Source organism: Pseudomonas sp. TWP3-1 (assembly GCF_049896625.1).
GTDB lineage: Bacteria > Pseudomonadota > Gammaproteobacteria > Pseudomonadales > Pseudomonadaceae > Aquipseudomonas.
Map to the genome: position 1 here is coordinate 164,174 of NZ_JAFCUQ010000002.1, position 13,449 is coordinate 177,622.

Annotated in this window: 10 protein-coding genes; 1 reads left to right on the forward strand and 9 read right to left on the reverse strand. The window is 60.5% G+C overall.

Annotated elements, in window-relative coordinates:
* Positions 1 to 73: 73 nt before the first annotated feature.
* Positions 74 to 1,990: a methyl-accepting chemotaxis protein gene (locus ACP7BN_RS03930; RefSeq protein ID WP_426201791.1), complete on the forward strand. Its 1,917-nt coding sequence runs from the start codon at positions 74 to 76 to the stop codon at positions 1,988 to 1,990.
* Positions 1,991 to 2,145: 155 nt separating this feature from the next.
* Here ACP7BN_RS03930 and ACP7BN_RS03935 read toward each other — a convergent pair whose 3' ends face one another.
* The 9 genes from ACP7BN_RS03935 to hutI all read right to left on the reverse strand — a co-directional run bounded on the left by ACP7BN_RS03935 (position 2,146) and on the right by hutI (position 13,286).
* Positions 2,146 to 2,880: an amino acid ABC transporter ATP-binding protein gene (locus ACP7BN_RS03935; protein WP_426201793.1), complete on the reverse strand. Its 735-nt coding sequence runs from the start codon at positions 2,878 to 2,880 to the stop codon at positions 2,146 to 2,148.
* Entirely contained in the window at positions 2,873 to 3,832 is a 960-nt protein-coding gene (locus ACP7BN_RS03940; protein WP_426201795.1) for an amino acid ABC transporter permease, read from the reverse strand. The genes ACP7BN_RS03935 and ACP7BN_RS03940 overlap by 8 nt, the downstream gene beginning before the upstream one ends.
* Positions 3,833 to 3,991: 159 nt before the next feature.
* Positions 3,992 to 4,789: a transporter substrate-binding domain-containing protein gene (locus ACP7BN_RS03945; RefSeq protein ID WP_426201796.1), complete on the reverse strand. Its 798-nt coding sequence runs from the start codon at positions 4,787 to 4,789 to the stop codon at positions 3,992 to 3,994.
* A 189-nt stretch (positions 4,790 to 4,978) separates the two neighbouring features.
* Positions 4,979 to 7,549 (reverse strand): glucans biosynthesis glucosyltransferase MdoH, encoded by a 2,571-nt coding sequence (gene mdoH, locus ACP7BN_RS03950; RefSeq protein WP_426201798.1) that lies wholly within the window; start codon positions 7,547 to 7,549, stop codon positions 4,979 to 4,981.
* Complete coding sequence (locus tag ACP7BN_RS03955) at positions 7,542 to 9,356, reverse strand: glucan biosynthesis protein G (RefSeq protein WP_426201800.1); 1,815 nt, start codon at positions 9,354 to 9,356, stop codon at positions 7,542 to 7,544. The genes mdoH and ACP7BN_RS03955 overlap by 8 nt, the downstream gene beginning before the upstream one ends.
* 276 nt (positions 9,357 to 9,632) lie before the next feature.
* Positions 9,633 to 10,070, reverse strand: a complete 438-nt coding sequence (dtd, locus tag ACP7BN_RS03960; RefSeq protein ID WP_420646869.1) for a D-aminoacyl-tRNA deacylase — start codon at positions 10,068 to 10,070, stop codon at positions 9,633 to 9,635.
* Positions 10,067 to 11,038 carry a prolyl aminopeptidase gene (pip, locus tag ACP7BN_RS03965; RefSeq protein WP_420646868.1) on the reverse strand — a complete coding sequence of 324 codons (972 nt, stop codon included), beginning with the start codon at positions 11,036 to 11,038 and terminating at the stop codon, positions 10,067 to 10,069. The genes dtd and pip overlap by 4 nt, the downstream gene beginning before the upstream one ends.
* Positions 11,039 to 11,266: 228 nt before the next feature.
* Positions 11,267 to 12,070, reverse strand: a complete 804-nt coding sequence (gene hutG / locus ACP7BN_RS03970) for an N-formylglutamate deformylase (protein WP_426201802.1) — start codon at positions 12,068 to 12,070, stop codon at positions 11,267 to 11,269.
* Between the two features lie 10 nt (positions 12,071 to 12,080).
* Complete coding sequence (gene hutI, locus ACP7BN_RS03975; RefSeq protein WP_426201804.1) at positions 12,081 to 13,286, reverse strand: imidazolonepropionase; 1,206 nt, start codon at positions 13,284 to 13,286, stop codon at positions 12,081 to 12,083.
* Between the last annotated feature and the right edge of the window lie 163 nt (positions 13,287 to 13,449).

Here is a 13,449-nt window from a genome sequence, read left to right on the forward strand (position 1 = left end):
CGCCTTTAGATTGCCATCACTCAGCCGATACAGTCCCCATAAGTCCAATTAGTGGTCCGAGGGGAGTGGTCGCATGTACCGTTGGTTAGCCGAAAGTCTTGGAAACGTCAGCGTCAAACGCAAGCTGGGCATCGGTTTCGGCCTGGTGCTGCTGTTGACGCTGTTGATCACCTTCACCGGCTGGACCGGCATGAGCGGCATCATCAGCCGCGGCGACAAGCTCGGTTTCATCTCGAGCCTGAATGAGCTGACCAAGGACCTGCGTCTGGCCCGTGTCGACTACGACGCGCGCCGTGGCGAACAAGGCCCCGGCGCGGTCAACGACCTGCTCGGCAAACTCGACAGCGGCTTGCAAAACGCGCGCAACATGATCGAGCAACCAGCCGATGTGGCGATGGTCGATCAACAACTGGCAGCGGTCGCAGAATACAAACGCGCCTTCGCCGACATGACTCAGGCCACCGTGCAGCGTGAAGATGCGCGCAGCAAGCTCGGCGCCAGCGCTGATAACGCCGTGGCCAGAGTGAGTGAAGTCGAGAAGTCCCTGCTGCAGGGTGAGAGCGTTGCGCAATTCAACAGCGTGATCGAACTGAGCAAGCTGTTGCAGCAAGCGCGCTATCAGGTGCGCGGCTACACCTACAGCGGCAAGGCCGAAGCCGAGCAACCGGCGCTCGATGCCATCGCCAACGCGCTGAACAATCTCGAAAGCCTGCCGGCCAAACTGCCCGAGCAACACATCGCCAACCTGCAACAGGCGGCCGATTCGCTCAAAGCCTACCGTGGGGCGGTCGGCCAGTTCCGCGACTCGCAAGTGATCAATGCCAAGGCTCTCGCACGCATGGCGGCACAGGGCGACATCCTGATCGACGTCAGCAAGAAGCTCACCGCCTCGCAAACCATCGTGCGCGACACTGACGCGGCTCACGCCAAGAACATGCTGCTGATCGCCACCGTGTTGGCCCTTGCGTTTGGTTTGCTCGCCGCTTGGGCGATCACCCGGCAGATCATTATTCCGCTGACCCAGACCCTGAAAGTCGCCGAACGCGTGGCGGCTGGCGACCTGACGCACAACCTGGTGTCCCTGCGCCGCGACGAACTCGGCCAATTGCAACGCTCGATGCAGAGCATGACCCAAGGCCTGCGCGAGTTGATCGGCGGCATCAGCGACGGCGTAACGCAGATAGCCAGCGCTGCCGAAGAACTCTCAGCGGTGACCGAACAGACCAGCGCCGGGGTCAACAACCAGAAAATCGAGACCGATCAGGTCGCCACCGCCATGAATGAAATGGCCGCCACCGTGCAGGAAGTCGCGCGCAACGCCGAGGAAGCTTCGGAAGCAGCGGTCGCGGCTGATCAGCAGGCACGTGAGGGCGACAAGGTGGTCGGTGAGGCCATCGCGCAGATCGAACGTCTGGCGACCGAAGTCGGCCACTCCACCGAGGCCATGGGCGAACTCAAGCGCGAAAGCGACAAGATCGGCAGCGTCCTCGACGTGATCAAGTCCGTGGCCCAGCAAACCAACCTGCTGGCGCTCAACGCCGCCATCGAAGCCGCCCGCGCAGGCGAGGCCGGACGTGGTTTTGCCGTGGTTGCAGATGAAGTGCGTAGCCTCGCGCAGCGTACGCAGAAGTCGACTGAAGAGATTGAAGAGCTGATTGTCGGTTTGCAGAACGGCACCCAGCAAGTGGCGACGATCATGGACAACAGCCGCACGCTGACCCAGAGCAGCGTGGAGCTGACGCGTCGGGCCGGTGGCTCGCTGGACAACATCACGCGCACCGTTTCGGCGATTCAGGCGATGAACCAGCAGATCGCGGCGGCGGCTGAACAGCAGAGCGCGGTCGCGGAAGAGATCAACCGCAGCATCCTGAACGTGCGCGATGTGTCGGATCAGACGTCAGCGGCGAGTGAAGAGACGGCGGCGTCCAGCGTTGAGCTGGCGCGACTCGGTACGCATCTGCAGACGCTGGTGGGCCGGTTCAAGGTTTGAGGTGATTCAGCCACCTCGGTTCGCTTGGGACCGAGGTGATGCTATCGCTGGCAAGCCAGCTCCCACAGGGTTTTCGGTTGTACACACATTTGTGAACGACGGAAAATCCTGTGGGAGCTGGCTTGCCAGCGATGGCGTCCGAAAGAGCGCCGCAGTTACAGGACTTGGCGCAGAAAGGCCTGCGCGCGCGGATCCTTCGGCGCATCGAAGAACTCCGCCGGAGCAGCATCTTCCAGCAATTTTCCGTGATCGAAGAACAACACCCGATCCGCCACTTCCCGCGCGAAGCCCATCTCGTGGGTCACGCAGACCATGGTCATGCCCTCCACGGCCAGGTTCTTCATCACGTCCAGCACTTCGCCGACCATTTCCGGGTCGAGCGCCGAGGTCGGCTCATCGAACAGCATGACTTTCGGGTCCATCGCCAACGCCCGGGCAATCGCCACACGCTGCTGCTGACCACCGGAAAGCCGTGACGGATACTCGCGAGCCTTCTGCGCAATGCCGACCTTCTCCAGCAATGCCAAGGCCTTGGCTTCGCTTTCCTTCTGGCCGCGCTTGCGCACGACTTTCTGCGCCAGGCAGAGGTTTTCCAGCACGGTCATGTGCGGGAACAGATTGAAATGCTGGAACACCATGCCGACTTCACGGCGATAGGCGTTGACGTCGGTTTTCGGGTCGGCCAGCTGCAGACCGTCGATGCTCACCGAGCCGGAATCGAATTCCTCCAGACCATTCAGGCAGCGCAGGAAGGTCGACTTGCCGGAACCCGACGGGCCGATCACCACCAGCACTTCACCCTTGGCCACCTGGGTGCTGACGTTATCCACCGCACGGACGACTTGGCCGCGAGTGTCGAAGACTTTTACCAGATCGCGGACTTCAATCACTTTGCGCGAGCCTCCGCTCAAGCCGGCTGGCGATTTTCGACAGCGGCAGGTTGATCAACAGGTACAGGCCGGCAACGCAGAACAGAATCTCGAACGGCGAAAACGAGGTGGTGATGACTTCACGGCCGCTTTTCAGCAGCTCGGTGATGGCGATCACCGACACCAGCGACGTGTCCTTGACCAGACTGATGAACTGCCCGGCCAGCGGCGGCAGCACGCGCTTGAGCGCTTGCGGCAACACCACGTGGCGCATCGACTGCCCCGAGCTAAGGCCCAACGAACGCGCAGCTTCGTTCTGGCCACGGGCGATCGACTGCACGCCGGAACGGATGATCTCGGCCACGTAGGCGCCAGTGAACAGCGCCAATGCGGCGACGCCTGCGAACTCGCGGGACAGGTTCATCACCGTGCCGATGAAGAAGTAAAAGATGAAGATCTGCACCAGCAACGGCGTGCCGCGCACCAGTTCGACGTAGATCGTCGATAGGTCGCGCAGGGGCGGGTTGCTCGACAATCGACACAGCCCGGTAGCCAGACCGATCAGCAGCCCGAGCACCCCGGACACCACCGACAGCCACAACGTCGTCCACAGCCCCCACAACAGCGGTCCTGCGGCCCAATGCCGGGTAACACCCACGACGTCGCCTTCAGCGACATCATCGCCCTGAGCGAATGCCAGGCTGTTCTCGTCGACGGTCAGGTGTTGCTCGTCACCGGCGTCGTTGCGCAGGGTGACTTCAGCAATGCCGCCCTTGCGCACCAGTTGGCTGACAGTGGAAATGTCACTGGCGCGCTGGGTTTCCTCGGCCTGATAGGCGAAGTACTGCGGCACACGGTTCCAGCGCCATTCGTAGGACATCAGCGACGTGGCGTAATACAGCGCGCCGGCCAGGCCGATCAGCACCAGCACGGTCAGCACATGCCAGGGCCATTGGGCTTTTTTCTGTTTCATTGGGTTTGCAGGTTCCGAATTCTGTGTCGCCTGGGAGGCCGCCATCGCTGGCAAGCCAGCTCCCACAGGTCTAGTGCCGGACACAAAATTTGTGTTCACCTAAATCCCTGTGGGAGCTGGCTTGCCAGCGATTGGGGCGACTCGGTCTATGCGACCGAGTTATTCCATGTCCTTGAGCCACTCGGTGCTCTTGAACCACTTGTCATGGATGCGATCGTAGGTGCCGTCTTCGTGGATCTGGTGCAGGAAGTTATTGATGAAGTTGAGGCTGTCGTAATCGCCCTTCTTCAGACCGAAGGCCAGCGGTTCGTAGGTGAACGGTTTGTCGAGGAATACCAGTTTGCCGGCCCCGACCTTGTTCACCGCCACAACGTTGTACGGTGCGTCGTAGATGAAGGCGTCAGCCTTGCCGTTGACCACGTCGAGCACCGCTTCCTGCTCGTTATCGTAGCCGTGGTACTTGGCTTTGGAGATCAGCTTCTTGGCGACCATCTCACCCGTGGTGCCGAGCTTGGAGGTGATGCGATAGTCGGCGGTATTCAGGTCTTTGTAGGACTTGATGGTGCCTTCCAGTTCCTTGCGGATCAGCAGGGTCTGGCCGACGACGATGAACGGTTCGCTGAAGTTCAGGCGCAGGTTGCGTTCCTGGGTCAGGGTCATGCCGCTGCCGATCATGTCGAACTTGTCGGTCAGCAGGGCCGGGATGATCCCGTCGTAACCGGTGGAGACCAGCTCCAGCTTGACGCCCATGGCTTTGGACATGGCTTTGAGGATGTCGACTTCGAAACCGATGATCTCACCACGCTTGTTGGTCATCTCGAACGGCATGTAGGTCGGATCCATGCCGACTTTCAACGTACCGCGCTTGACCGCATCATCGATTGCGCCGGCCTGTGCCGCATTGACTGCAACCAGTGCCGTGACGCCGACCAGCAGCATCGACAGATACTTCTTCATCTTCAAGTCCCCAAAACCATTGCGTTTGCGGCGCGAAAGCCGACGGAGATGGGCCAAAAAGCCCGGGCGCGCCAATTCGGGGACGGATGCTAACGCACTCGTTCGTTTGCACAAGTTTTTTTGCTCCGTCGCATTGCTATGCCTGCATTCGCAAGGCGAAAAAAAACCCCGCTTTCGCGGGGTTTTTTATCAGGCTGGTTGAGCTTCGAAGCTTAACGGCCGCAGCGGTAGCAACGGCGCATGCGGATCGGCTTTCACCGAAGCCCGCCACGCGTCCAGCCACTCGGCATGGCCTTCGCTCCAGACGATTTCGTGCAAGCGCGCCAGAGCCACCGGATCGCTCAGCAGTTGCAGACGATCATGGTTGTTCAACCCTGCCGGGCCCACCTTGATCGCGTGACGTACGCGCTCTTGGCGCAGCCACTCGATCGGTTCAGCCTGACCATGACGCGAGGTCGCCAGCGAGCACGCCAAGGCGTTCTGCTGTGGATCGACCACCGCGCGGACGAAGCCGTCGTTGAGTGCATGCCAGCGGTTTTCGTGGGTGTACTGATCGGTCGCCAGCAGCGCCTGTGGCGGATTGTATTCCTCGGGAATGAGGAACAGGCTCTCGTCACGCGACTTCAGGCCCAGACCAACACGGCTGGAAATCACCGACACCGGAATCGACAGCATCAGCGAGCCGACGATCGGCACCAGCCACCACAGGAAGCTCGGGTTCAGCCAGATCACCAGCAGCGCCCAGAAGAAACCCAGCAGTGTCTGTGGACCGTGGCGTTTGACCGCTTCGCTCCACGGCGTGGAGTCGTCGTCACGTTGTGGCGAGTTCCAGGTCGCGGCCCAGCCGAGGAACGCGGCCAGTACGAAACGGGTGTGGAAGATCATGCGCACCGGCGCCAGCAGCATGGAGAACAACATCTCCAGCAGCATCGACAGGGTCACCTTGAACTTGCCACCGAACTCTTTCGCGCCCTTGGCCCAGATCAGGATGATGCTCAACAGTTTCGGCAGGAACAGCAGCACGATGGTCGTCGAGAACAGCGCAATCGCTTTGTCCGGGTGCCATTGTGGCCACAGCGGATAGAGCTGACGTGGTTCGAGGAAGTACTGCGGCTCCATCAGCGTGTTCACCGCCAGCAGCGCGGTCGACAACACGAGGAAGAAGAACCACAGCGGCGCCGACAGGTACGACATCACGCCGGTCAGGAACACCGCGCGGTGCACCGGGTGCATGCCTTTGACCAGGAACAGCCGGAAGTTCATCAGGTTGCCGTGGCACCAGCGACGGTCGCGCTTGAGTTCGTCGAGCAGGTTCGGCGGCAGCTCTTCGTAGCTGCCCGGCAAGTCGTAGGCAATCCACACGCCCCAACCGGCACGACGCATCAGCGCGGCTTCAACGAAGTCGTGGGACAGAATCGCCCCGGCGAAAGCGCCTTTACCCGGCAACGGCGCCAAAGCGCAGTGCTCGATGAACGGCTTCATGCGGATGATCGCGTTGTGACCCCAGTAATGGGATTCACCCAGTTGCCAGAAGTGCAGACCGGCGGTAAACAGCGGGCCGTACACTCGAGTGGCAAACTGCTGCATGCGCGCATACAGGGTGTCCATGCCCGACGCACGTGGCGCGGTCTGGATGATCCCGGCGTCCGGCGTGGCTTCCATCAAGCGCACCAGACTGGTCAAGCACTCACCGCTCATCACCGAGTCAGCGTCGAGCACGACCATGTACTTGTAGTCACCACCCCAGCGACGGCAGAAGTCGTCGAGGTTACCGCTCTTGCGTTTTACACGGCGACGGCGGCGACGATAGAAGATCTTGCCGAAACCCTTGGCTTCGCGGCAGACGTCCAGCCAGGCTTGTTGCTCGGCAACGCAGATGTCGCTGTCGTTACTGTCGCTGAGGACGAAGAAGTCGAAGCGATCCAGATCCCCCGTGGCGGCGACCGACTCGAACGTCGCACGCAGACCGGCGAACACGCGCGGCACGTCTTCGTTGCAGATCGGCATGACCAGTGCGGTACGCGCGTCTTTGGCAATCGGCTCGTTGCCGGCGCTTTTGCCCGAGATGCGGTACTTGTCGTGACCGGTGAGCAACTCGAGGAAGCCCATCAGCGCGGTCCAGAAACCGGCCGACACCCAGCAGAACAGAATCCCGAACAGAATCAGAATGCTGGTTTGCAGCGCATACGGCAGCACTTGCGTGACGGTTTGCAGCAGCGGTTGGTGCAGGACTTCGTCGAGATCAACGAACGACCAGCCCTGATACGGCATGATGCCTTTCATGTACCAGCCAGCGACGATGGTCTGGCCGAGCATCAGTACCAGCAAAATGTAGCGGCGGATCGAACCGACCGTACGCCAGCGAGCCGCTGGCAAGACGTTTTCGTCCTTCGGCGGCTGTGGCGGGTTGGTGCGGCCGGTCAGGCGACGCCAGCCACGCACCAGAATGTTGGTGCGCCATGGCTCCGGCACGACTTTTGTCCGACGAATCGGCGGCGTAGCCTTGAGGCAAACGCGGCCGCTGGCGTCGAGCACGAGCATTTCCGCATCTTGCAGTTCTTCGGCTGTGCTTAGCGTCAGGCGCTTGCCCACCGAAGCCTGGGCGGCCTCGGCAGGAGCGTCGAAGGTTTTCGACGACAGGCGTTCATGCAGCTCGCTGAACGACTGGCAGCCCGCGAGTTCCGCGCGCTGCTCGTCGGTCATCGGCAGATGCGCCAGATACTCGGACAGAGTCTCTGGCTGTACTTGAGAATTACTCATCGGCAGGCAACTGATAGCTCCAGGTCTCGGTCAGGACTTCTTCAGTCGACGCCGATTCCGGTGTGGCTGGGGCCGCGTCCGCAGCGACTGGCTGCTTGGCGTCTTTGTTGGCCTTGTCCTTGGCATCTGCGACTGGCTTGGCGTCGGCCTGTTTGGCCTCGGCTGCCTTGGCTTCCTTGTCGAGTTTCTCTTGTTGCTTGGCGGCGACCTTGTCGGCTTTGGCCACCGACGAGTTCGATGCTGGCAGCGAAGTCTTGGCCAGATCAGCCGGCACCACGTTTTGCGCCAGTGCGGCACGCATCTCGGTGGACTTGCTCGGATCCTTGATCTTCATCCGCAGGGTCAGACGCCAGCCCTTGGTTTCAGGGTTGTAACGCACGCTGTTCTCGACCAGCTCGGCGTTGTCACCGACGCTGACCTGGCTGCGCACGTCTGCATCCGGAGCCAGTGCGGCCAGGGATGGACCCATGAAATCCACCAGATAGGCAACGCTGCCATCCGGCTGACGGATCAGGTTCGACTGTTTCACATCACCGGTGGAACGCAGAGTCTGCTCGACCCAGGCGCTGTCCGGCGCGTGAAGTGCTGCTTCGTCGATGGTCCAGTGCATGCGATAGGCGAAGTCCAGCGGCTGGCCTGGCTCCGGCAGTTTTTCCGGGTTCCAGAACGCAACGATGTTGTCGTTGGTTTCGTCAGCGGTCGGAATTTCAACCAGCTCGACGGTGCCCTTGCCCCAATCGCCCTTCGGCTCGATCCAGGCGCTTGGACGTTTGTCGTAGCGATCGTCGAGGTCTTCGTAGTGGCTGAAGTCGCGGCCACGTTGCAGCAGACCGAAACCACGCGGGTTCTCGACGCTGAACTGGCTGACAGCCAGGTGTTTCGGATTGTTCAGTGGACGCCAGATCCACTCGCCGTTGCCGGCATGGATCGACAGACCGCTGGAGTCGTGCAGTTCACGACGATAATTGAGGACTTTCGACGGCTGGTTGGCGCCGAACAGGAACATGCTGGTCAGCGGCGCGATGCCAAGCTTGCCAACCTTGTCACGCAGGTACATCTGGCCTTTGACATCGACAATCGTGTCGCTGCCCGGACGCAGAGTCAGGCGATAAGCACCGGTAGCACGCGGCGAATCGAGCAGGGCGAAGATCACCAGGTGCTTGTCACCCGGCTTCGGCTGCTGAATCCAGAACTCGCGGAAACGCGGGAATTCTTCACCGGACGGCAAAGCGGTATCGATCGCCAGGCCACGGGCCGACAGACCGTAAGTGTGACCCTTGCCGACGACGCGGAAGTAACTCGCGCCGAGCATGGTCATGATTTCGTCTTGCTTGTCAGCCTTGTTGATCGGGTACAGCACACGGAAACCGGCATAACCCAGTTGTTCGGTGGCTTTAGGATCGAATTTCAGATCGCCGAAATCGAAACGTGCCGGATCGTATTTGATCTCTTCGACGTTGTTCGCGGTGATTTCGTTGATTTTCACCGGCGTATCGAAGTGCATGCCCTGGTGATAGAAGGACAGCTTGAACGGGGTTTTCTGATCAGCCCATTCGGCTTTTTCAGTGCGGAAACGAATTTTCTGATAATCCGCGAATTTCATTTCGCGGAATTCGTTCGGCAGGTTACTGCGCGGGGCTTCGAATTTCTGCCCGGCCAGCTCTTTAGCCTTGACCGACACATCGTCGAGATTGAATGCCCAAAGCTGGCCGGCGCTGAGCAGGCACAGGAGTGCCGAGCCCGCTACCAGAGCACTTCGCAAGCGTTTGGCAGACAATTTTGGTGCATTACAGGGACTAACAATCACGAGCAACCCTCGCCGAAAACAGATCAAAAAACCAACGGCCAGCTATCTATATGCCAGGTTGGCGAGCATTGTTCCGACTCCGGCAGGGCAAAATGATTCCCCAATCGGATCCGGACAAGTCTCTACCTAAGTCAAAACGGATACAGCGGACGCTGATCCCCATGCTCGCGATTATCTAGTAGCCCGCATGACAACGCATCAGGGGTAACAAAGTATTTATCGCGAAAAAACCCTGTTTTCAGTCGAAAAGCCTTTAAAAAGATGTTTCAAGCGCTTTCACGTCTGTAACAGGAAGGTTACCGGGCCATCGTTGACCAGGTGCACCTGCATATCCGCGCCGAATCTACCTGATGCCACAGTGCCATGCACCTGTTTCGCTTTGGTTAATAGATAGTCGAATAATTCCTCGCCCAGGACCGGAGGGGCGGCGGTCGAAAAACTCGGGCGCAACCCGCTTTTGGTGTCGGCAGCCAGGGTGAACTGAGAGACCAGCAGCAACCCGCCATCGACGTCCGCCAAGGACAGATTCATCTTGCCGTCGGCGTCACTGAACACTCGATAGTTAAGCAGTTTATGCAGAAGTTTGTCGGCGCTGGCGCGCGTGTCGTCGGGTTCGACAGCCACCAGTACCAACAAACCCTGATCCACCGCGCCAACCACCTCGCCTGCTACTTCGACCCGCGCGCCTTTCACGCGCTGCAACAAACCCTTCATGCTTCTTCGGGCGGCAGATCGAGCAGGCGCTGGGCCATTTGGCCGGCCGCGCGCACCAGTGCGTCGGTAATGCCTGGTTCAGACGCGGCGTGGCCGGCGTCGCGGATCACTTGCAGCTCGCTGTTCGGCCACGCTTGATGCAACTCCCAGGCATTGTCGAGCGGGCAGATCACGTCGTAGCGGCCGTGGATGATCACGCCCGGCAGATGGGCGATCTTGCCCATATCGCGGATCAGTTGATTCGGCTCAAGGAACGCGTTGTTGGTGAAGTAATGGCATTCGATCCGCGCAATCGACAGCGCGCGCTGCGGCTCGGAGAAACGATCGACCACCAGCGGATTCGGGCGCAGGGTCGCGGTACGCCCTTCCCACGTCGACCAGGCTTTGGCTGCGTGCATCTGCGCGATCTGATCGTTGCCGGTCAGACGTTTGTGGAAAGCACTCAGCAGATCGCCGCGCTCGTCCTGCGGGATCGGCGCAATGTAGTCCTGCCAGTAATCGGGGAACAGACGGCTGGCACCGGCCTGATAGAACCACTCGATTTCCTGCGGACGGCAGAGAAAGATCCCACGCAGGATCAAGCCGTGTACCCGTTCCGGGTGGGTTTGCGCGTAGGCCAGCGCCAGGGTCGACCCCCAGGAACCGCCGAACAGCACCCATTTGTCGATGCCCAGGTGTTTGCGGATGCGCTCAAGGTCGGCGACCAGATCCCAGGTGGTGTTGTTTTCCAGGCTGGCGTGCGGGGTGGAGCGTCCGCAGCCGCGCTGGTCGAAGGTCACAATGCGATACAGGTTCGGATCGAAGTAGCGCCGGCTCTGTGCGTCACAACCGGCGCCGGGGCCGCCGTGGATGAACACCACCGGCAAGCCTTCCGGTGAACCGCTTTCGTCGACGTACAGGGTATGGGTGCCGTCGACGGCCAGATCGTGCCGTGCGTGAGGTTTGATCTGCGGAAACAAAGTCTGCATTGCGCGCTCCGTAAGGGGTCGGGTCATCCCTGGGGGGACTCGTATTATTCTGCCGTCCGGCATCATAAACCCGATTTACTTCAATGAGCATGCACAGGATCGAATCAAAACCTGTGGCGAGGGAGCTTGCTCCCGCTCGGCGGCGCAGCCGTCGCAGAATGTTATGGGGCTGCTTCGCAGCCCAGCGGGAGCAAGCTCCCTCGCCACAAAGGTAGTCTCCCGCACGGGTTATGCGGTGTGACGGGTTTTGCCCCACGCCAGGAAGGCTTCCAGCAATTGTTTGAGGACTACTCGGGTCGGCTCCGCCAGATCAGGCCGATAGCGGAACGGTTCGAACTCTTCCATATACGTGCACTGGCCAAGCTCCAGTTGCACCGCGTGGATATTTTCCGCCGGGTTGCCGTAATGGCGGGTGATGTGCCCGCCCTTGAACCGCCCGTTCAGCACATGGCTGTATTCGCCGTGTTGGGCGCAAATAGCTTCCAACTGCTTGGCCAGTTGCGGATCGCAACTCGCGCCGTTGAAAGTGCCGAGGTTGAAGTCCGGCAGCTTGCCGTCGAACAGGTGCGGGATGATCGAACGGATCGAATGCGCGTCGAACAGCAGCGCGTAGCCAAACTCGGCCTTCAGCCGCGCCAGCTCTTGCTGCAAGGTGCGGTGATAGGGCGTCCAGATTTGCTCCAGATAGGTCGCCCGCTCTTCTTTCGACGGCTCCAGCCCTTCGCGAAATAGAGGAATGCCGTCAAACAACGTCGCCGGGTACAGACCGGTGGTCGCGCCGACGTACATCGGCTTATCGTCGGAAGGCCGGTTCAGATCGATGACAAAGCGCGAATATTCGCCGGCCAGCGTACTTGCGCCCAGTTCAGCGGCGAAGTCATACAGCTGGGGAATATGCCAATCAGTGTCCGGCAGGCTTTTCGCATCGGCGATCAACCCGGCCTCGACCATCGGCGTCAGACGCAAACCGGCGTGAGGCATGCTGATCAGCAGCGGCACGCGACCTTGTTTGAAATTCAGAACCTTATCCACAACCACTCTCCTACAGACTTGATTCAACGCCGTGACGCACGACGCGTTTGTCCAGTTCACCACCCAGCCAATAGGCCAGATCCGCCGGCCGATCGATCTGCCAGGCGACGAAATCCGCAACCTTGCCGACTTCCAGCGAACCATGGGTCTCGGCCATGCCCAGCGCTTGCGCCGCATGAATGGTCGCGCCAGCCAGGGCTTCTTCCGGCGTCATGCGAAAACAGGTGCACGCCATGTTCAGCATCAGCCGTAGCGACAGCGCTGGCGAGGTGCCGGGGTTGAGGTCGCTGGCGATGGCAATCTTGACCTTGTGTTTGCGCAAGGCGTCCATCGGCGGCAACTGGTTTTCACGCAGGAAATAGAACGCACCCGGCAGCAACACCGCGACGGTATCGGCTGCGGCCATGGCGATGGCATCGGCTTCGTCCATGAATTCCAGATGATCGGAGGACAACGCCTTATAGCGCGCGGCGAGGCTGGAGCCGTGCAGCGACGACAACTGTTCGGCGTGCAGTTTCACCGGCAGACCCAGTTTTTGCGCGGCGATGAACACGCGCTCGACCTGCTCGGGCGAAAACGCCAGGTACTCGCAGAAAGCATCCACCGCATCGACCAAACCTTCAGCGGCGAGGGCCGGCAGCATTTCAGTGCAGATGTGCTCGATGTAAGCGTCGGCGCGATCGGCGTATTCCGGCGGCAGTGCGTGCGCAGCGAGGCAGGTGCTACGTACGCTGATTGGCAGTTCGTCGGCGAGGCGCCGGATGACGCGCAGGATCTTGCGTTCGTTGGCCAGATCCAGACCGTAGCCGGATTTTATTTCGACCGTGGTCACGCCGTCGCGCATCAGGCTTTTCAGGCGTTTGGCGGCGCTGGCGAACAGCTCGTCTTCAGTCGCTTCACGGGTGGCGCGCACGGTGCTGGCAATGCCGCCGCCCTGCGCCGCGATTTCCGCATAGCTGACGCCTTGCAGACGCTTTTCAAATTCGCCGCTGCGGTTACCGCCAAACACCGTGTGGGTATGGCAGTCGATCAGACCGGGGGTAACCCACGCGCCTTGCAGATCGGTGACGGCCGGGTATTCGCCGGATGGCAGTTGCGTGCGTGGGCCGATCCACTCGATGTGCGCACCTGACGTCACGATGGCGGCGTCTTCGATGATTGAGTAGACGCCATGTGCCATGGTTGCGACGTGGCAGTTTTGCCAGAGGGTTTTCACTATGGGCCTCCGTTGGGAATCTGTTTGATGAGGAGCCTGCTAAAAGCCCCTCACCCTAGCCCTCTCCCGGGGGGAGAGGGGACTGACCGAGGTGTTCTGGCGCTATACATCGACCTGAAATATCCAGTCGATCTCAGGTTTTGAAAAGCACGAAGATCTGCTC

Coding starts and splice junctions, on each gene's coding strand:
- ACP7BN_RS03930 (WP_426201791.1), top strand. CDS start 74: ATGTACCGTTGGTTAGCCGAAAGTCTTGGAAACGTCAGCGTCAAACGC.
- mdoH (WP_426201798.1), bottom strand. CDS start 7,549: ATGAGTAATTCTCAAGTACAGCCAGAGACTCTGTCCGAGTATCTGGCG.
- dtd (WP_420646869.1), bottom strand. CDS start 10,070: ATGAAGGGTTTGTTGCAGCGCGTGAAAGGCGCGCGGGTCGAAGTAGCA.
- ACP7BN_RS03940 (WP_426201795.1), bottom strand. CDS start 3,832: ATGAAACAGAAAAAAGCCCAATGGCCCTGGCATGTGCTGACCGTGCTG.
- ACP7BN_RS03945 (WP_426201796.1), bottom strand. CDS start 4,789: ATGAAGAAGTATCTGTCGATGCTGCTGGTCGGCGTCACGGCACTGGTT.
- pip (WP_420646868.1), bottom strand. CDS start 11,038: ATGCAGACTTTGTTTCCGCAGATCAAACCTCACGCACGGCACGATCTG.